General features: G+C 33.8%; 16 protein-coding genes. 4 read left to right on the top strand and 12 right to left on the bottom strand.

The genetic code is table 11. The features are described 5' to 3' along the window. Positions 1 to 290: 290 nt before the first annotated feature. Positions 291 to 788 (top strand): hypothetical protein, encoded by a 498-nt coding sequence (locus tag GKZ88_RS13445; RefSeq protein WP_155102882.1) that lies wholly within the window; start codon positions 291 to 293, stop codon positions 786 to 788. A 27-nt stretch (positions 789 to 815) separates the two neighbouring features. On the opposite strand, the gene GKZ88_RS13440 is transcribed toward GKZ88_RS13445, so the two are convergent. From GKZ88_RS13440 to GKZ88_RS13405, 8 genes are all read right to left on the bottom strand, one after another. After that, positions 816 to 2171 (bottom strand): AMP-binding protein, encoded by a 1356-nt coding sequence (locus GKZ88_RS13440; protein WP_196216480.1) that lies wholly within the window; start codon positions 2169 to 2171, stop codon positions 816 to 818. Next, on the bottom strand, positions 2158 to 2739 hold the full coding sequence (locus GKZ88_RS13435; RefSeq protein ID WP_155102880.1) for a hypothetical protein: 582 nt from the start codon (positions 2737 to 2739) through the stop codon (positions 2158 to 2160). Before GKZ88_RS13435 ends, GKZ88_RS13440 begins: the two co-directional genes overlap by 14 nt. After that, positions 2732 to 4495 (bottom strand): hypothetical protein, encoded by a 1764-nt coding sequence (locus tag GKZ88_RS13430; protein WP_155102879.1) that lies wholly within the window; start codon positions 4493 to 4495, stop codon positions 2732 to 2734. The genes GKZ88_RS13435 and GKZ88_RS13430 overlap by 8 nt, the downstream gene beginning before the upstream one ends. Then, positions 4488 to 5459, bottom strand: a complete 972-nt coding sequence (locus GKZ88_RS13425) for a hypothetical protein (protein ID WP_155102878.1) — start codon at positions 5457 to 5459, stop codon at positions 4488 to 4490. The genes GKZ88_RS13430 and GKZ88_RS13425 overlap by 8 nt, the downstream gene beginning before the upstream one ends. Then, a complete protein-coding gene (locus tag GKZ88_RS13420; RefSeq protein ID WP_230392522.1) occupies positions 5447 to 7039 on the bottom strand; it encodes an AAA family ATPase in 1593 nt (530 codons plus the stop codon). Before GKZ88_RS13420 ends, GKZ88_RS13425 begins: the two co-directional genes overlap by 13 nt. A gap of 15 nt (positions 7040 to 7054) precedes the next feature. Further along, positions 7055 to 8062, bottom strand: a complete 1008-nt coding sequence (locus tag GKZ88_RS13415; protein WP_155102877.1) for an AAA family ATPase — start codon at positions 8060 to 8062, stop codon at positions 7055 to 7057. Then, positions 8052 to 8624, bottom strand: coding sequence for a nicotinamide riboside transporter PnuC (gene pnuC / locus GKZ88_RS13410; RefSeq protein WP_155102876.1), 573 nt, complete (start codon positions 8622 to 8624; stop codon positions 8052 to 8054). The genes GKZ88_RS13415 and pnuC overlap by 11 nt, the downstream gene beginning before the upstream one ends. Before the next feature lie 197 nt (positions 8625 to 8821). After that, on the bottom strand, positions 8822 to 10300 hold the full coding sequence (locus GKZ88_RS13405; RefSeq protein ID WP_155102875.1) for a DUF1254 domain-containing protein: 1479 nt from the start codon (positions 10298 to 10300) through the stop codon (positions 8822 to 8824). Positions 10301 to 10657: 357 nt separating this feature from the next. Between GKZ88_RS13405 and GKZ88_RS13400 the strand changes: the two genes are divergently transcribed. Continuing rightward, positions 10658 to 12268 carry a class I SAM-dependent methyltransferase gene (locus tag GKZ88_RS13400; RefSeq protein ID WP_155102874.1) on the top strand — a complete coding sequence of 537 codons (1611 nt, stop codon included), beginning with the start codon at positions 10658 to 10660 and terminating at the stop codon, positions 12266 to 12268. A 69-nt stretch (positions 12269 to 12337) separates the two neighbouring features. Here the strand turns inward: GKZ88_RS13400 and GKZ88_RS13395 are convergent, their stop codons facing one another. Further along, on the bottom strand, positions 12338 to 12790 hold the full coding sequence (locus GKZ88_RS13395; protein ID WP_155102873.1) for a hypothetical protein: 453 nt from the start codon (positions 12788 to 12790) through the stop codon (positions 12338 to 12340). Positions 12791 to 12946: 156 nt separating this feature from the next. After that, on the bottom strand, positions 12947 to 13582 hold the full coding sequence (locus tag GKZ88_RS13390) for a hypothetical protein (RefSeq protein ID WP_155102872.1): 636 nt from the start codon (positions 13580 to 13582) through the stop codon (positions 12947 to 12949). Between the two features lie 253 nt (positions 13583 to 13835). Between GKZ88_RS13390 and GKZ88_RS13385 the strand changes: the two genes are divergently transcribed. Beyond that, positions 13836 to 14615, top strand: coding sequence for a DUF4239 domain-containing protein (locus GKZ88_RS13385; protein ID WP_155102871.1), 780 nt, complete (start codon positions 13836 to 13838; stop codon positions 14613 to 14615). A 98-nt stretch (positions 14616 to 14713) separates the two neighbouring features. On the opposite strand, the gene GKZ88_RS13380 is transcribed toward GKZ88_RS13385, so the two are convergent. Further along, positions 14714 to 17110 carry a TonB-dependent receptor gene (locus tag GKZ88_RS13380; RefSeq protein ID WP_230392521.1) on the bottom strand — a complete coding sequence of 799 codons (2397 nt, stop codon included), beginning with the start codon at positions 17108 to 17110 and terminating at the stop codon, positions 14714 to 14716. A gap of 231 nt (positions 17111 to 17341) precedes the next feature. Here GKZ88_RS13380 and GKZ88_RS13375 point away from each other — a divergent pair, with 231 nt between their 5' ends. Further along, positions 17342 to 18472 (top strand): PepSY-associated TM helix domain-containing protein, encoded by a 1131-nt coding sequence (locus tag GKZ88_RS13375; protein ID WP_155102870.1) that lies wholly within the window; start codon positions 17342 to 17344, stop codon positions 18470 to 18472. A gap of 221 nt (positions 18473 to 18693) precedes the next feature. Here the strand turns inward: GKZ88_RS13375 and GKZ88_RS13370 are convergent, their stop codons facing one another. Then, on the bottom strand, positions 18694 to 19461 hold the full coding sequence (locus GKZ88_RS13370; protein WP_155102869.1) for a methyltransferase domain-containing protein: 768 nt from the start codon (positions 19459 to 19461) through the stop codon (positions 18694 to 18696). Positions 19462 to 19468: the final 7 nt, after the last annotated feature.

Raw genomic sequence — 19468 nt, 5'->3', positions numbered from 1 at the left:
ATTTATAAAGATGCCCTAAAATGTAAAAAGGTTGGAAAGATGTGAAAATATTTTTGAATTAAAAAAGGGAATCCCTTTTTCATTAAAATAAATATATCTTCACTCCCAACCTTTTTTGTTAAATTGTACTCTTTAGTATAAAACCTCATGTGAAAAAATAAATTATGTTGTTTAAAGCATTTCAAACCTATCTCCAAAACAAAAATAAAAGGAATGAAAAAAGTCTTAAGATAGGATATTACATTTTATTTATCCTAATCATGGCACCGCTTATGGCATACAACATTTTTATGACAACAGAAATATTTATTCCAGAGCAAGTACAATTAGCGAATCCTAAAAAATTATTTTCTGCTGTTATTTCTGAAATTGCAAAAATGGAAGAAAAAACGGATACTATTTATGTTTCAAAATATTCTTTTCATAACGATTGTCCTGAGATTTCATTCAAAACTTCTTACGAACAAAAAATAGAGCAAATCGAAGAAAGAAAAAAACCGATTCTTGATATCGACAAATCAATAGACGCTTTATATCTGGTTAACAATAAAGTAATTATAACCGGTAAAATAAGAAACACCAAGTCTTTTCAAAATGCTTTTATTGGCAACATCGACAAATACACTTTTGATAAAGAGCATAATAAAGACAAAAAACTGTATTATCTTCAATACAAAATCATCAATAAAAATAAGGTTGAAGTTTATGTCTACACCAATATTCAGCAACAAATATGGAGTTTTATTTTAACTCGGAAAAAGGATAAATGGGATCTAAAACTTTCATAACTTAATCTGTATCAAAAATCAAAAGCCCTAAATGTCTGTCAAATCTGAAGAATACTTGGATTTTTCTACCGCATTATTTTGAGCTATTTTTTGAATTTCTGCATCGATTTCAATATCGTTTTTGAAAATTATATTCAATGCATCAACAATTTCTTTCGATGTAATTTCATTAGAATAGCCAACAAACTGAATTAGCTTATCTTCTCTTTGATGCATTTTAAAACCAGCCAAAGGAAGCTCAGATAAACGATTGGAAATATCGATATTATTGATTTTTATATCAGATTTTGTAACAAAAACTACTGGATTTCGTGCTTCTAAATCAATTAAAAACGGAACACCATTTTCTATTTTTAAACTGCAAAAATCACCAGTCCTATAACGAATTAGAGGAAGAAATGGATTACTGCCTCCGGTCACAACTAATTCACCCCTTTCGCCATTTGGAAGTTTTATATCTTCATGTTCATCAAAAATTTCTAAAAATAAATCGGGCCGAATAACTTTATGCCCAATTTCAGTTGCAAAGGCAATATTTCTGCATTCTGTCATTGAATAAAGATCAATAATCGGACATTTAAAATAGTCTTCTAATTTGTTTTTAGTTCCTTTTGTTAACTTCATAGCTGAAGATATCAAAGCCTTGGGATTTAATTGCGGTTTTAAATCTAATAATGCCGTAAATGCTATTGGGTCGCCAGTCAGAATTTCTGGATTGTATTTTTCAAGGTATTTTAAAGTATCATCCGGATGATTCCAATCAGATGGATTTAGGTTTATTTTTAAAATGCCGGCGCCTTCTAAATAAGTTGATAAAGATGCGTAGGTCAACGTTTTTTCTTGCGCACAGATTAGAGCAATTGCAGTTGTATTGTTGCTTTTCGTAATAGAAATGTTAAACGCCGCAAGAACAGATTCTATTTGCGGAAGCCAGCTTGCTTGCGACACCGAATCAAAAAGAACATCTAATTTTGACCCCGTAGATCCGGAAGTATGATAGACCAAAAGTTCCTCTAAATTTGCTTCATTTGAAACAAATAAATAAGGAAAATTTCTAATATCTTCTCTTGAAGTAGTTGGAAAAACATCGAAGTCATTTCCTTTATTCTGATAAAATGGAACCGTTTTAAAACACCAATCAAAATAGTCTTTCAGCCAATTTGGAGTTTGGTCTTCATTCCAGAATATTTTGTTTTCATAAAATTTCTTCTTGTAAGCCTCCACTCTTAAAAGTTGTTCTGCATCTAATCGATCGCCACTTTTAAAATTGAATTTTGGCGCAAAAACATCTTGTCTAAGTTCATTTAAAAAACTTAAATCATCAAGCAACGGGAAACGTTCCTTGTCGGTTAATGCTATTTGTGGTCCATTACTCGCGCCCATAAACATTTGCCGCTTCACGGGCTTTTTGTTCGGCCATTTCTCTTTGAATTTTCATGATTCGTTCATGCGCTTCATACGATTCTTTTAAAACTCTATATCGCTCTTCACTGTTTATGGAAGATAATTTATCTGCTGCCTCATTATGATCTTCTCCGTAAGGTATAATTTCACAGCAATACAATAGCAATCGCACCATTTCTTCCGCACGTTCGTCATCAGAAATCCATTCATTATATTTTACATATACAGTAGCCTTAAGCAGTTCTTCAAACCAAAATTGATATAATTTATTTTCTATTTGAGGATTATTTACGAAATCTTGATGACTTAACAGCCAAGTCGAAATATGAATTGCCCGCCAATGATTATCATCAATCAGTTTTAAGTCGAAGTCTGTTGGATTTTTAAAATCCTTTTTCAAAAAATTATTGCTTACAATCCTGTAGGTATCAGAAATCAAGGCAATCGAATTTAGTCCTGCCTCTTCAAAAAAATCAGACGGTTTTAAATAAGAATCTGGACATTTTCTTAAATGTGTAACCAGTTCAAAAACATCATATTTAGACATAAGCATAATTTTGTTGTGAAAACTCTGATGCGAACTTTAAAAGTTCTGCTTCATTTGTAACATAATAAACATTCCATCCCATTTTTTCCAATCGAAGTACTAAATCTTTATGATAATCAGGCGGAGAATGTAAGACCATTGTTCCGTGTCCGCCCGCATTTTTTAATGCAATTTCGGCTAGTTCCCAATTTGTTTGTTCTGTTCCCGTATCAGCATCCAGCATACTGAAAATATCGTTATCCGTAACAATGACAATATGTGATCTTTTATCTGGTTTTACTTCAAACGGTTTTCGTAATCGTTCAATTCCGTAGGCATAACCAGTTCCTAAATAAGAAGTTAAAGTGGTCAGCAAATCGGTTTCATCTGTAATAAAACCATCTGTTTCCAAATAACTTCCGGGCTCACCAGAAAGACATCCCATCACAGAAGCTCCGGCACGCAAAGCTGATAATCCGATAATTGTGGCCGCCAAAATTAGCCAGGAAAAGTTATGTCTCGGATTTCCCATCGAACCTGAACAATCGATACCGAGGTAAACATTTAACGGATTTTTTGAAATAGAATTATCAGAATCTGAACCATATGTTCTCTTTTGCGTCGTTAATCCCGGAATAAGTTCTGGAGATAAAATAGCAGACTGAAGCCAATCTACTTCTTCAATAGCATCGCCAATATCCCAGGTTTCCAAGCCTTCTGGTAAATCCAACGATACATTTTCAGAAATTTCTACTGGAAAATCAATCAAATGCGGTAAAGCAATTTCTTTGTAATAGGCATTGATCAAACGCTGTTCATCTGCATTTGGGTTGACCTGTTTCATCAAATCAATATAACTTCCCGGTCCCATATAACCTTCTCTTGGGCCGTGTCCTCCTAAATCATTCTTTTCAAAACCTAAACTTTCCTTTTTATTTTTATCGCCATTTTCCTCTTTTAAGTCTATGGCTTCTTTTCGCATGTCAATAATCTCATCGTAGCCTTCTAAATCAAGTTTAGTCAAACCAGAAATATCCATAGCACCCTTTCCTGCATCTTCAGCATCTAGTAGTACTAAGATCTTTTTGCGGGCGTCTTGAAACTTTTTGTCATCCATCAAATAAGGATATACCATCACGGCAAAACGGCCTCCGCCATGAATCCAATTTTTCGAATAACTTCTTATCAAAGAGGCTAATAACGATGCATCAGAATCTATTTTTTTGCTATGAAGAGACATTTTTGTTGCCAATTCTCCCCTATTTAAACGCCACAAATATTCATAAGTACGCATCATCAGCGTCCAAAATTCAGAAAAACTATCCTCTGTATTAATCGCTTTGTAAACCTCTGACATTCTTAATTTATTGATGCGCTGTAATTTATCGTTTATTAAAAAATCAGCGTATAAATTAGACACCATTGGCGCTCTATCCTCAATACTCGGCAGTCCAAAACGAATTCGGTTCAATAAAATAGCATTGTCGTATAAATTCGCAGGCGTAAAAATATGATGCCCAATTTCATGTGCCAGCACTTCAAGAGAGTAATCCGTAATATTACGTTCGACAATTTCTTCTAAATTAATCACGATGCGATGATCTGTTAATCGAATCATTGCAAAACTGCCTGTAAGCCCTTCTTTGTAAGCGTCTTCATTCGATAAACACCAAATAGGTTCTTGCAAACGCAACATAGGATTCCATTCCAACTTTGCCTGTTGCCAATGCGATTTCCATACTGCGAGCGTTTCTTCTATTTTGGATTGATTATGCATTTCCAAGACTGTATAAATATATAAAATAGGAATTCTGTAAAGTAAAAACCAACGTATCTGGCGTTGCTACAACAGATGAAATTGCAGTTGTATCTATTTCATTACGCTCTTTTCCAAGCCATTTTTCTAAGCTTGTAATTCGTTTAGAATTTAATGAAATCTCTGTTGTGTCAACAGCTACAGCGGGAATTAAAACTTTTCCAAATTGATCCGCAAATAACGCATAACTGCTTTTTGAATCGGTTGCAAATATATATTCTCCTATTTGCGCTAATACTGGCGGATTTTCAAAAAATCCAGTCATACCTTTAAAACCGCCTTGAACTCCTTCAAATTTTGTATTATTATTTGCCCACGGATTTTCAAAAAATTGAGTTGCATTTTTAGTCGAACCGATAGCTTTGATAATGTTTTCCTGCAGACTTTCAGAAAGCGTTTCAAAATCAGCTTTCAAACGAATTCTCAAATGTGCCAAACCGCATTTCCAAGCATAAATACGTCCTACAATTTTAAAATCTTCTATCGTTTTAATTTCGGTACTGCTGCTCTCCACAAGTTTACACCATTGAATAGTTTTCTCTGGCACATGCACCTCAAGGTTTAAAAGAACATCATGCAGCAATGCGATGGTTTTTATCGGAAATTTTATCGCTAAATTTGGCATTTTGGCCAATAATAACCAGGCTTCTTTGTATTCGTCTTTATAACGAATTGCCATACCGCTTCCAATGAGTTTCAAGGATTCCAAATAAAGTGCTTTTACAACTTCATGAATTTTTTCTGAAGCAGTATCCAAAGCTGCGATAGCTTTGACAATAGGTTCAACAACTTCTACCATCCAACTGGCAATAATGTGAGCATCTAAATTGCCAAATTTCATTTCACTTTCATTGTACCATTGATTGTATAATGTGCTGTTATCGCTTAATTCAGCAATAAGTGGCGGGAAACTTATTTTTTCCATTGCAGCCATCTTTTGTAGTTTGTATAACGCTGATGCAAGTATTTCAGTTTTAAAATATCATCTGCCCTATATCCATACAACTTCTTCTCTTGCGACCATATCTGAAGCTGTTTTTCAATATTTAAAAGTCGATTATCAATTTCTTTTGAAGATATATTTTCGAGTCCTTTTTTAAATTCTGTTTCAAAGTCATCAACTGGATCATTTCTGTCTAAATCCTGGCTGACATATTCATCGCAAGACAAATCAAACAGTTGTCGCAACCAAACAATTCTGTCGACTCTATATACCTCGTTGCCCGCTTGGTCAAAAAATGGCGATTCTAAATGAGGCGTTAAACTATCATGCAAAACGAACGGCAAAACTTGTCTTACATCTTCTAATTCAACTTTTTTGTTACCTCTAAAATAAGCCAGCGACTTAGAAAACATCAATAAAGTCATTATTTTTCTAACCGATAAACCGTTTTTTGCCTGCGAACCTAAATCTTTAATCGGATCTTTTCCTGTTTCTTTTCTAAAAAGAGAACGCATGTCTATACCCGACAATTTTGCAGTGTCTTTCGTCATATATTCCAATCGATTCGATGCAGGTTCAAAAAACTCAAATTGACGGCAAAAAAACTCGATGCGTTTACGCAATTCAGGCTCTATCTGTATACCTCTAATCTGTTTGTTTATCGTATTCAGCTCTTCTTCAGTAAAAATAATTTCCTCTGGAATTATGGATTCTGGCTTGAAGTTGAGTTCTATGCGCTGCAATAAATCGTCAATAAATCTTGTATTAAAATGCATCGCTCTAATCACAATATCGATCCTGTCTTTTAAAGCTTCAATTACTTGATAAGTTCCTCCGCCCGCATCATCATTGGCAGTCAAATACCATGCGCCTTCCGGACATTCATAAATCTGATCGAAGATTTCGGCATAATTATCGGCCAAAACCGTTAATAATGCCGATTGTGTTCTGGTAGGAATTCGGTTGTATTCATCAATGATTTTCACTCGCATTCCGAGCCATTTTCGCCAAGCAATTCTGATGTCTGAAGTTTTTTCAGCCTTAACCATATCTGAAGGTAATGGATGACCTAACAAATCTGAAATTGTCATTTGTGGCTGACCATGCTGAATGGCACGCATTACGTCCTTTTTATCATATCCCGCCAACAAACCCATCAGTACAGAGGTTGCCGTTTTTCCGCGTCCTGGTCCGCCGACAATAAGACATTTGCCTCGTGCTGCTAGATTCAATAAAGGCATTAACACAAAACTGGAATAACTTTGATCTGTCGGCAAATAAACAGGCACTTTGCTGTCTCCAAATAAAAACTTTTTAGGATCATCATCATTGAATTCTATATCATAATACGGACTGATAACGGCGGTATTAGTGATCCAAAAATACGCTTGACGCAGCTTTTCATCCAAAGTAACAGCGTCACTAGCTTCATTTTGAGCTGTGTCGCTTGAATAAAGATCTTCTATTTGAAATTTGGCCGTTTTATGCGTTTCTTGAGGATTTGTAGGTGATTCTGGAACTTTCTTAAAAAATCCCATTGTTTTATTTATTAGATCAGACATAGTTATATTTTATTTCTAAGTTAGATTAAATTTACTGTTTTCTTTAGCAGATAGCACTTTTGACACTTGATCAATTCTTTCTTCAACGGTGCCCCTAAGCATATAATATTTAAGATTTCTGGTATTTAAGTCGTCAATTATTTTTTCCTGAAATTCTTTTCTTTTCACATCGCCAGATCGATCCCAAGTATCATCATAAGGAATATCAGTATCACATACAAAAATAATATCGTGTCTGCTTTCGGCTGTTTTAGCTAAATCTTCCAAGGCGGGAAGCGCTTTTCCATGATAATCTAGCGAAAACAAATAAGTAGTAATAGCATTCGTATCAGAGAATAAAAACTGATTGGATTTCAATACCAAAGCATCTTCTCTTTCAATATGTGTTTCCGCTATTTTTAAAAGATCTTCTAAGGTAAGCCTTTTATTTATTTGATGATTTTCCCAATATTCTCTTCCATATTCAGGCATCCATTGGGTATCAAAATGGACGGCTAATTTTTCTGCCAAAGTCGTTTTGCCAGTTGATGGCGCACCAAGCAATACCACTTTCGTAATTAAATCTCGATAAACCTTAGGATGAACAAATTCCTTGTTCGTAAAGGAATCATTTCTAATTTTCGTAGCTGATATTGGAACCGTATGCCGACTAATATCCACCTGTCTGTTCATTGCTTTCAACGCAATACTCATATGTTCACCATATGGTTCACTAGAATAAAAATGAGAAACTGTACGTCCGTCCAAAATTTTCAAGACATAATCTTCCTGAATTTTCATTATCTCAGCTGTATACCCGCTGTCGTTAGGTGAATTTACACCTTCAATAACTGTAATTTTTGGATAAATTTCACGTATCCAGCCAGCTCGTATGGATAAAGGAATATTGATTATAGGATCATCATAAACCAGTACTATCAATTCATCAACTTCGTTAATAGCAGTTTCTATTAATAGCTGATGTCCTTTATGGAAAGGGGCAAATTTTCCTAATGTCAATCCAACTGTATGCTTAACTCTCATAAATTAATTTTTGATTATATGCTTTTTTCCATTCGAAATAGCCAAATATTGCCATAATCAAAAAAAGCACGTACAATACTGATGTAAAATATAACTCTTTATAGGCATATACACCAATGGCAACCACATCAACAGCGATCCAAAAAAACCAAGACTCTAATACTTTGATGATCATCAAATATTGAGCGACAAGGCTTGCGACCATTATAAAAGCATCGATATAAGGACAAGATGCATCGGTTCTTGTATCCATAAAATATCCCACCAATATTGAAATAAAAACCGTTAAACCAATCCAAAGAATTCTTTTTGTCAGCAACGTAATACGCAATGTATCTTTATTAGCACCACCATACTTCCAACTGTACCAGCCGAATACCTGCAGAAATATATAAATAATATGCAAAATCATATCGGAATATAATTTTGATGTATAGAAAACAAAGCAATATAACATCACCTGAATTAACCCAAAAAACCAACACCAAATATTTTGTCTGATTGTAAAATAAACGGCTAAAAAACCGAAAATTGCGCCAAGAATTTCTATAACTTTATCCATAGTAGTGGATAAAGATATAATAATGAATTGAAATTTTAGGGGATAGATTGTATTTTTTGAAACAGTATTTATTCAAATTTCCTCATGCCCTTTTTAGTGCAAAAGGGCATTTATAAAAAAACGCTAAACCAAATAGTTTAGCGTTTTTTATATCTTTTTTAAAGACTATTTAATAGTCTTTTCCATAATTCAAATTACTATTTCACTTCTTCAAAATCGCCGGGTTTCCAGCTTCCGTTAAATGCTCCAGCTTCTGGTCCATAAATTCGAATGTAAGCAAACCATCCCCTGTTAGGCAACGTTTTGATCCATTGTCCTTCTTTTCCCTCAGGTGCTTTTGGCCCAAAATATAAATCTACACTCTGCCCTCCTATTTTGTCTTTCAATTCAAATAAAGAACGAAGTGCCGCTTTATTCTGATCTGTAATAACCTGACTTCTGGTTTGTGCATCATAAATGGTTATTGACCAAAAAAGCTTAGCCGGAACTGGTGTAGGCACTGTTAATTTATAGGTCTTGCCTCCATCAACATATTTTCCGTTATTATCTTTAAGTCCAAGCCAATATAAAGAGCCTCCGCCTTCTTTTCTTCTAAACATTGAAGGAGATGCTCCAATCGCCTGATAAAACCATGTCTCGCGTCCATCTAAATCTACATAATCAGCTGTATTGAAATCTCCATCTTCAAATCTTAATGCAACCCATTCCCATTGACGGTCTTTCCAAACAACGCGATCTGGACGACGATCTGCAAATGATTGTACTCGCATTTGAGCATTGGCTATTTTAGCCGCTTTTTGAAGGATTGCTTTTAATCTTGCATCGGGTTTAAAAGGTTGTCCTTTTTTAATCCCTAAAACCGCAAGTTCTCCATAATAATTTCGATATCCATCATACGCTGGTTCTCTCTGAATTACATCATTTAAATTTTCCCAATATTTTATATTAGTTTCCCACGCCACAGGTGTAGTGTTTTGCGGCTTATCTGTAAGTTCTATCCAAGCTGGCTCTTTCCAGTCAGATGGCTTATTTAACGGATACACTTTTATTGTTTTAATTCGTTCCATTGCCGCTTTAACATCACCGCCTACAGGAAGCGATCGTATACCTACCGTTAGATTATTTGAAGAAGATTTCCAAACATGGTAACCAGAAACTGGAACCGAACCTTTATAGTTTGGAGGAAGAAGAAGATGCTTTCCGCCATTTCCTGCATCAGGTCCCGGAATACCCATATCAGCAACCCAGCGCTGATTTACATCCATAGCAACCACAATCAGAGGGCCTTTTGGAATATCTATTATCATTGGTCCTTTAGACAAATCTATTGGAATTGGTCCATAAGGTGTATCAGAATTTAATGTAAAACCAATTTGTCCAGGTTTGGTATCTAAAGTCCCAAATGATTTATTAGGTACAATTTTAATACTGTCATTTCCTTTAACAAGCCCCTCGCCCGAAACCGTTGGATAGAAAAATTTGTAAGCTTGGATCGCTCGTGCTAAATCGGCATCATCATATGCTTTTTTAATCGTAGCTTCTGTAGGATATCCGCCTACAAATTCATAATCCGAAACTGAGTCAATGGTCCTGTCTGTATACTTTGTGTTTTCCGTTTCTTTTTTACAGCCGATTAGAGCTAAATACAGAAAAAAGAGATAAACTATTCTTTTCATATAAATTTGTTTAAATGGTTAAACATCATAAGAATATCAAAGTTATTGTCTCAAATCAATTTTAAATTGCTTCTTGAACCCAAATTATGTTTCATATTATAATATGCAACAAAGTTTTAATTATTCATTATAGCAGAATTAGCGATTTAGTATTTTTAAATCTTAACCAGATTAAAATCATATCCAGCAGATTGAGTATCAAAAATTAGAAAAAAATAAATTATCTTTATAGTAATACAAATTTCTTAAATAAAAATTCAAGCTCTTAAGAGCAAATTTTAAAATTAGAAAATTACAATAACAGCCATACCCCAAGTTAAAAAAAGCTATTTTTTAACAAACCATCACTCTTTTTTTATGAACGACACATCACAATTCCGAAGTTCCATTTTTAGACATCTTGATGGTTTAGCCACTGCGCCAGTCGCAATTGCATTGAAAAACAATTCCGTTTTAGCGTTTATTTTGGATAAAAAGCAAATGAAGCTTACAGAACTTGTAAATGCCTTTAAAGCAAATGAAGGTTATTTGAATATTGGTTTGAGAATTTTGGCTTCGCAAGGTTTTTTAGATTATGAAGTTGACAACAGCAGTCAAGAAATCACCATTTCTGTAAATAAAAAGACTGAAATTGCCTTTTCAATGTTTCATTTGTATGAAGATGTTGTCGATTTGCTTCAGTTTTCAGGACAGTTTCATCCACGTCTTTTTGAAGATGCTCCATTTGAAAAACTCGATTTAATCTTCGAGAAATATAAAAAGAATTATGATATTCTGCCCTCTGACGATTCTCTGACAAATAGTATACAAGAACAGATTTTAAAGCATATAGAAGGCTATTTAATTGGCCCGACAATAGTACGTTTGGCTATGAAAGGAATGTTTCATAAGTATTTTATGGAAACCTCTTTTAAACCCGAAGAATTTCATAAGTCGCCTGAAAATTTCAAAAAAATATTAGATTTTTTCGCTCATTTGGGATGGTTTACCGAAAAAAAAGGCAATTATCAATTTACAGAAATGGGATTATTTTTTGCAAAAAGAGCAAGCGCTTACGGTGTTACAGTATCCTATTTGCCGACATTTGCCAAAATTGAAGAATTGATTTTTGGAGATCCAGCTGTTTTACGAATGATAACTGAAGGCGAAAACGAAATTCATGTCGATCGTGAAATGAATGTTTGGGGAAGCGGCGGTGCGCACGACACTTATTTTAAGATTGTCGATGAAATCATAGTGAAACTTTTTAATCTGCCAATTGAAGAACAGCCAAAAGGAATACTTGATATGGGCTGTGGAAATGGTGCTTTTCTGCAGCATATTTTCGAAGTAATTGACAGGCAGACTTTAAGAGGAAAAATGCTTGACAAATATCCATTATTTTTGGTTGGAGCCGACTATAATCAGGCCGCATTAAAAGTAACCAGAGCAAATCTTATAAAAGCTGATATTTGGGCAAAGGTAATTTGGGGCGATATTGGACGTCCGGATCTACTTTCAGATGACTTAAAAGAAAATTACAATATTGACCTGAGAGATTTGCTGAACGTACGGACATTTTTAGATCATAATCGAATTTGGGAAGATCCTAAACACATCAATAAAGACAGAATAAGCAGCTCAACCGGCGCATTTGCGTTTAGAGGAAAAAGAATAAGCAACAATCTTGTCGAAGATAATTTATTGGAACATTTGCAAAAATGGTCGCCATATGTACGCAAATTTGGTCTTCTATTAATTGAACTGCACACTATAAATCCGAAATTAACAGCCAGCAATTTAGGAAAGACTCCTGCGACAGCTTACGATGCCACTCATGGATTTTCTGACCAATATATTGTCGAAATAGATGTTTTCAATAAAATTGCAGCTGAGGCTGGATTATTTCCCGATAAATCATTTTTTAGAAGATTTCCAGATGCCGATACCGCGACTGTCAGCATTAATTTATTAAAAGGCAACGCTTAACAACTATAAGAAATAAAAAAACTCCAAAATCAAATGACTTTGGAGTTTTTTGTTTGTTATTGTATTCTATTACATTTCGTTCAAATCGTTGAACTCATGTAAAGATTTTAATGTGCTTTCGTAGAATAAAATTGCAGCAATTAGATTTCCTTTATCAGAATAAGGCATCATCTTTCTTTGAAACTCTACTGTAGTATCTAAGAAAGTTGTAGTTCCTAACGCTTGACCATCTAATACTTTTTTGTGCTCATTATCGTCTGGAATACCTAAATCTGCCATAGTAACCCCTGGTTTAGTAACCAAAGCAATGTAAGGCAATGTTTTTACCAATACTTTAATACGCTCAATGTACAATTCTAAAAGCTCTCCTTTTTGCATACCACTCAATTCTTTTTGATCATGGTATTTACGGATTAAGGCTGTTGTACTGATAATACTTCTTGGAGCATTTTTTGCCTGTGCTGATACAGCTACAGTTGCCATGAAGCAAAGGAAACTTAGTAAGAAAATCTTGCTCTTCATTTGTTAGTAGATTTGGTTAATTGGATGGAAACAAAAATATATAAATTAACTTAAATTGCAACTTTATTGATTTATTTTTTGCAATTATTTTTTCATTTTACAGTTCTTGTAAGTAATTTATTGCATTTAATATTGAAAATGATCAGAATAAAATCACTAAGACTTGATTATTCTAAAACGGCCGGGATATTTAATCCAGATACTTTTTTTGTTGCCGTAATAATCCATATAGTCTTCGCAAACAAATACGGCATGTGCTGTTGACCATGCCACAACACCGCAAAATTCACTTCCTGATTCTCTTTTTAATTTTTCGATTTGTTTGCCTTTTTGGAACCCTAAATATTTGTAGATCGTTGGCGTATAGACTTCACCGCTTTCTAAATCCTCTAAGGCCTTATCAAAAGTAGCTTCTTTATCAATAATCTGTTTGTATTTTGCCATTACGGCGTAGGTCAATATTGCGTATTCTATAATTTTTTCGTTTTCGCAATTATCTTTGATACAAACAAAATCGGCAGATATTTTAGCTTTGCCTATTTCTTCATTATTTAAATTAAATGACTCATTATTTTTCAAAGTTATTTTTTGAAGGTTGTCATCTATTTTTTCAGTAACAAAAAGGTTGTCTAGTCCATAAATATTCAAAGAAGCTTTAATAAAAGCAATCGATGAGCAGTTTGTTCGTTCTCCCTGCTTAAAACTTTCGAATATTTTATCTGAACTTAATTGCGCGTAAGAACTTGACCAGACAAACATTAAAAATAAAAATATTGAAGTAACAGATTTCATTGTCTTTAGATTTTATAATTGTTTCTCAACTTATTTTTGGAATGCATTGATTTTACAAATCTATAAAAATCAGCTTATAGTTGAGCGAAAATCTTCATAGTTAAGTCAAATCGTATAATTTTTCCGTTTAAGTACCTGATAATGTTGGATTATTTTTAAAAATGTTAAAAACTCCGAACAAAAATAGCAGTAAAAAGAATATCTTTATGTTGAATTTAATATAAAAATACTTCATAATATTGAAATCAATTATATGGAAACAAATACACTAATTCAGACTGAAGCTTGGGTAATTTCTCTAATACTTTTTATATTAATGATTATTTCATGCTTTGCAGGAAAAAAAATCGGAAATTATATTCGGAACAAAAGACCTGCAAAAGAAAAATCTGCCGAAACTTCGTCACTTATTGCGCTGCTTTTTTTCTTATTGGCATTTACTTTTGGCATGAGCAGTGAACGTTATGACTCACGAAGAAAAATTGTTGTAGAAGAGGCAAATGACATTGGTACAGCCATATTAAGAAGTGATTTATATCCTGATTCAACAAGAACACAATTCCGAAAAGATTTTAAAGAATATGTCGAGGTCAGAATATCGTATTATGAAACAGGAGCAGATACAAAAGGAATTTTAAAAGCCGACAGTTTATCGCAGATAATCTCTGCTAAACTTTGGAAAAGAGCAACAAATCTTTCTAAAGATCCTAATAATCTCGCCGCAACACAACAAATGATACCCGCATTAAATGCCATGATTGATGTCGCTACTTCTCGCCTCGCCGGAGAAAAAGCAAAAGTACCGCAGAGTATTTTGGCAATGTTGTTTTTCCTTTCGATTATAACAGCATTTTACAGTGGTTATTCAGAAGGCCGAAATGGCAGAATTGATTGGTTAGTTCAGATTGGTTTTTGCCTATTAGTATCGCTGGTTGTATTATTTACAATGGATTTAGACCGACCACGAAGAGGCTTTGTCAATCTTGACGTACCCAACCAGACGATTATAGATTTAAGAAAAAGTTTTGAGTGATTTGTTTCGTAAAATAAACTTCATCAAAATGCATAAAATAAAAGGGATTATTTCATTTAGCATGAAATAATCCCTTTTTATGTAAATCTAAAAAAGATCTAAAATTTAAACGTCACATTTGCTGTTACACGCGTTGGATTTTGTGCAGCAAGCCTGTATGACCAATATTTTTCATTTGTCAAGTTATCAACCTTTAAACCGATTCTGTATTTTGGCTGATCGTAAAAAAGAGAAGCATCCAAAACTGTATACGACGGAATTGAGAATTTGAAAGTCGTTGTATTTGTCTGATAATATTCGCTTCCGTAAATACCTCCAAAACCAATTCCTAAACCTTGTGCACGACCTGTAACGAGTCTATAACTTGCCCATAAGTTAGCTGTTGTAGGAGATCCCGCAGTAGTTGGTCTTAAACCTTGAACACTGGCGTTGCTCTTTTCATATTTACTATCGTTATAGGTATAACCTGCGACAATATTTAATCCTGAAATTGGATTGGCAATAAATTCGGCTTCAAAACCTTTACTTACCTGCGTTCCGTCCTGAATTGTATAATTAAGATGATCTGGATCATCACGTGTTATGTTGGTCACAGCAATATCATAATAACTAAGTGTTGCCGAAATTTTATTAAGATCAAATTTAAAACCACCTTCCCATTGATTGGCTTGATTTGGTTTGAAAGTGTTCCCATTGAAATCAGAACCAGAAACATTGCTGAAACCATTCATATAATTACCAAAAGCAGCAACTTTATCTTTTACGATTTGATAAACCACTCCAAATTTTGGAGACACTGCAGTCTGATTGTAATTTCCTGCAATAGAATCCTTGCTAGGATAATACGTACCATGATTCTCATATTTATCAATACGAACACCGCCCATTACTAATAATTTCTCGGTTACATTTAAAACATCCGAAACATAAGCGCTATACGTATCTTCATCGTTTGATACAAAGTTTGCAAAAGTAGCAGTGGCAAACATTGGTTCCACTTTTTGGAGCGTAAAGTTATCATAAGCTGCACCTGGCTTCTTATAATCCATTGCTGGCATATTAACTGTAGCATCATTTCTTGTAGCACGCAGACTGTAAAAATCTACACCAGCCACTACTCTATTTTTAAGTTTGCCGATATTAAATTTTCCAATAAAATTTTGTTGAATATCGGTTCCATAAAATGGTGAATCTTGGTTGGTTACCTGTTGTCTTAATGTTGTAGCCGATCTCATTTGCAAAGCCACTACATAACCCTCAGACGAAGATCTTGTTCTTGACAAAATAGTTTGAGAAGTCCATTCATCAGAAATTTTATATTTTAACTGTGCAAAAATATTGTATTGCTGGCTCGTATAATTGATCGTATTATTAGCAAAAGATAATTTATACGGAATATTAAGCGCCTCAATGCTGCTTTGTGTGTTAGCCACTACAAAAGGAGCAAGTCTGGTTGGCGAAGTTGCTTTGTACATACTAAATTCTGCATCGATCAACAGCGTTAATCGATCATTGATTTCGTAGGAGAAACTTGGCGCAAAAGAAAAGTTTTTATTGAAACCAGCGTCTTGAAAACTTCTTTCACTGTGCAGTGCGGTATTAATTCTCAATAACGCGGTTTTGTCTTGATTTAATGGTGTATTCACATCAAAAGTTAATCGGTTAAGGTCCCAGCTTGCTGCTGAATAGGAAACTTCACCTTTAAAAGTATCAAAAGGCTTTTTGGTAACACGGTTAAACAATCCGCCAAATGATGATAATGTGCTTCCAAAAAGAGTTGCAGATGGTCCTTTGATTACCTCAATACGCTCTAAATTTGAAGGGTCAATTGTAGTGTATGTAAAACTTCCAACACCGTTTCTAACTACTTGTGGTGTAGGGAACCCTCTTGAAATTGAAGTGGTACGGCCTTGGTTTCTAACCTCTGCGATACCTGCTCCCGGAACATTTTTAAAAGCACTGTTGTAATCTGTCACAACCTGTTCCTTCATTAATTCTTTGCTGACCACAATATAAACCTGTGAGTTTTCGATGTTCTTCAAAGGCATTTTAGCAACATCAATACTTTCTTTTTTTGCAAATCTGTTTCCTCCAGTTCTAATAACTACATCATCTAAATTTTCAATCGATGAATTTACTTTGATATCAATAGAAACTGACGGTGCCTGATCTGTAATTTCGACAGTTTCTAAAGAAGACTCATAACCCGGCATGGTAACTTCTAAAGTATATTTTCCGAAGGGAACTTTTTTAAACTCATAATGGCCCGCTGAGTTGGTCACTGCCGTTTTATTAATTTCAACCAGTTTTACTAATACACCCTGACCAGCATTTCCTTCATTGGTAATTACACTTCCAGAAATTTGTCCCGATGAAGCAGTTTGCGCCTGAAGAAATCCAAAATTAAAGACAGTAAACAAAAGCATAATTACTGTATTTCTTCTAAAACTGGATGTTTTTATAAAAGAGGAAACTAAATGTAATGCTATTTTCATATTATTCTTATTTATACTTATTCTAAATTAAAGCGCAAAAGAACAATATAAATTTGAAAATATCAACTGAAGTAGGTTATTTTTTCTAAAAAAATCCTTAAAATAAACGTGTACAATACACTAACCTTTACAATTTGAAAGGTCTTATTATTATTTGGACTATTTCTAAAATACAGTTATATTTGCCCACAACACCTACGAATTCAGTTCTAGGAATACATCTTTTTCTTTATGATTTCAAAACAAATTAAAAATACAGCTCGCCAAATTCATTTATGGCTTGGATTAGCAACCGGAATTATTGTTTTCATCATTAGCATTACCGGCTGTATTTATGTTTTTGAAGAAGAAATAAGAAGTTTTTCAAAAGAAGAAAAATTATTTGTTCCAATTCAGGAAAAGCCTTTTGCTGGACTTGAAAAAATTGTCAGCAGTTTTCAGAAGGAATTTCCAAAGAACAAAATTACTTCTATCAAAGTCAATAAAAAAGTTCCAAATGCAGCTGTAGAACTTTCTACAAAAAAGAAAACTTTTTATTTTAATCCTTATGACGCTGCTTTGATCGGCAATGAAAAACAAGATTGGCTGACTGTTGTAAGAAAGCTTCATACAGAACTGCTTTTGGGCGAAGCGGGAGGTTTTATTCAACGCTGGGCTGTGGTAATTTTTGCATTGATGCTTATTACCGGATTAATTTTATGGTTTCCGAAACAAATGAGATCTTTAAAACAATCTTTGAGCATTAAATGGAGCGGTACTTTTAAACGAGTTAATTATGATTTGCACAATGTATTAGGATTTTATGCTTCCTTTTTTTTGATTGTAATTGTATTTACAGGTTTATTTTTTGCTTTTAAAGAAGTAAAAAGCGCTGCTGCTTTTGTAACAGGAACAGAACTTAGTGAAGGAATAAAAGTAAAATCTGAAACCGTTCCACAGAAAGAATCTTTGGCAGTGCGTTACGACCGAATCTACAAAACGGCAAATCAGAAATATCCAGGTGCAAACACTGTAACATTTTCAATAAAAAAGGAGAAAGAAATAAGATTACGAATGCTTTATCCTTATAATTGGTCGCGAAAACAAAATACATTTTATTTTGATCCTAAAACAGGACAAATGCTTCGTTACAAATTATACCAAGATTTTAATGCTGCCGATACTATAGAAGCGTCCAATTATGATATTCATACAGGAAGATTTTTTGGCTTATTTGGCAAAATCATAGCTTTTTTAGCAAGTTTGATTGCTGCAAGTCTGCCAATTACTGGATTTATTATCTGGCTAAAAAAGAAGAAAAAAACAAAGAAAAAAATGCCAGTAAAAGCTGTAAATAAAAAATTGAATAAGGCGGTCGTTTAAAGATTACATTCTAAATTTAATCTGCTTTATGGAATATTTTAACACATAGAAACATAGATTTTGTAAACTTATAAAAGGCGTTTCACTTGTATCAACAAACATAGCTATGTGTGAAAAATCTAGATTTTTTTCAAATTATCTTTTTTGATATTAAAATCTATGTTTCTATGTGTTAAATTACCTTTTTGCTAATTACCAACAAGACAGGCTAATTTATAATTTTAAGCTTTAACACCATAAAGAAAAATTCTCTTAAAAGCATAAATGGCAGGAAGTTTCGGGAAATTAGCCGCTACTTTTTCTTTAAATGTCTTAGTAAAAAACTTCTGTTGATCCTCTTCTAAAAATTCCATATACGGAATCAGTGCCGAACCTGAAATAAAATCATAAAGTGCATCATGATCTTGAGCGATTATAGGATATACCTTCGTCATAACTTGAATATTTTCAAGATTTCCATCAAACATTATCTGTGCATATTGATCCATACTCAAAACCGGAGAATCTCTTTTCCAACCTTTTAGATAACTTTTAAAAGGTTCTTCATCTGCCACTTCATATAATAATTTATTCAGCGTATTTTCTTTCTGAACAGGCATTTGAACTGCAAATTGTCCTCCAGAATTTAGTGAATCAATCAATTTTGGAAATAAAACTTCATGATGGTCTGACCATTGCAAAGCCGCGTTGCTGAAAACCAAATCCCATTTTTTATCAGAATTTGCGATGCCTTCAATTGTTGCTTGTTGAAAATGAAGATTTTCTGTCTCAAATGCTTTTGATTTCAAAAGCATTTCAGCCGAAGAATCAACACCTAAAAAGTTTAGCTCCTTAAATTTTTCTGCCAAAAAAATTGACTGCTCCCCTGTTCCACAGCCCAAATCAATAGCATTTCCAGATGCTGCAGGTTCTATAAGTTCCATCAAATCAACAAAAGGTTTAAATCGAATGTCTTTAAATTTATTATATATTTCAGGATTCCAAGGCATGTTTATC

The organism is Flavobacterium sp. LC2016-01 (genome assembly GCF_009711135.1).
Taxonomy (GTDB): domain Bacteria; phylum Bacteroidota; class Bacteroidia; order Flavobacteriales; family Flavobacteriaceae; genus Flavobacterium.
This window is presented reverse-complemented; position numbering and strand designations above follow the sequence as displayed.

Excerpts from the sequence above, each read along its gene's own strand:
- GKZ88_RS13375 (WP_155102870.1), top strand. The coding sequence starts at position 17,342 with ATGATTTCAAAACAAATTAAAAATACAGCTCGCCAAATTCATTTATGG.
- GKZ88_RS13425 (WP_155102878.1), bottom strand. The coding sequence starts at position 5,459 with ATGGAAAAAATAAGTTTCCCGCCACTTATTGCTGAATTAAGCGATAAC.
- GKZ88_RS13420 (WP_230392522.1), bottom strand. The coding sequence starts at position 7,039 with ATGTCTGATCTAATAAATAAAACAATGGGATTTTTTAAGAAAGTTCCA.
- GKZ88_RS13390 (WP_155102872.1), bottom strand. The coding sequence starts at position 13,582 with ATGAAATCTGTTACTTCAATATTTTTATTTTTAATGTTTGTCTGGTCA.
- GKZ88_RS13400 (WP_155102874.1), top strand. The coding sequence starts at position 10,658 with ATGAACGACACATCACAATTCCGAAGTTCCATTTTTAGACATCTTGAT.
- GKZ88_RS13395 (WP_155102873.1), bottom strand. The coding sequence starts at position 12,790 with ATGAAGAGCAAGATTTTCTTACTAAGTTTCCTTTGCTTCATGGCAACT.
- GKZ88_RS13380 (WP_230392521.1), bottom strand. The coding sequence starts at position 17,110 with ATGAAAATAGCATTACATTTAGTTTCCTCTTTTATAAAAACATCCAGT.
- GKZ88_RS13415 (WP_155102877.1), bottom strand. The coding sequence starts at position 8,062 with ATGAGAGTTAAGCATACAGTTGGATTGACATTAGGAAAATTTGCCCCT.
- GKZ88_RS13370 (WP_155102869.1), bottom strand. The coding sequence starts at position 19,461 with ATGCCTTGGAATCCTGAAATATATAATAAATTTAAAGACATTCGATTT.
- GKZ88_RS13445 (WP_155102882.1), top strand. The coding sequence starts at position 291 with ATGACAACAGAAATATTTATTCCAGAGCAAGTACAATTAGCGAATCCT.
- GKZ88_RS13440 (WP_196216480.1), bottom strand. The coding sequence starts at position 2,171 with ATGGGCGCGAGTAATGGACCACAAATAGCATTAACCGACAAGGAACGT.
- pnuC (WP_155102876.1), bottom strand. The coding sequence starts at position 8,624 with ATGGATAAAGTTATAGAAATTCTTGGCGCAATTTTCGGTTTTTTAGCC.
- GKZ88_RS13435 (WP_155102880.1), bottom strand. The coding sequence starts at position 2,739 with ATGTCTAAATATGATGTTTTTGAACTGGTTACACATTTAAGAAAATGT.
- GKZ88_RS13405 (WP_155102875.1), bottom strand. The coding sequence starts at position 10,300 with ATGAAAAGAATAGTTTATCTCTTTTTTCTGTATTTAGCTCTAATCGGC.
- GKZ88_RS13430 (WP_155102879.1), bottom strand. The coding sequence starts at position 4,495 with ATGCATAATCAATCCAAAATAGAAGAAACGCTCGCAGTATGGAAATCG.
- GKZ88_RS13385 (WP_155102871.1), top strand. The coding sequence starts at position 13,836 with ATGGAAACAAATACACTAATTCAGACTGAAGCTTGGGTAATTTCTCTA.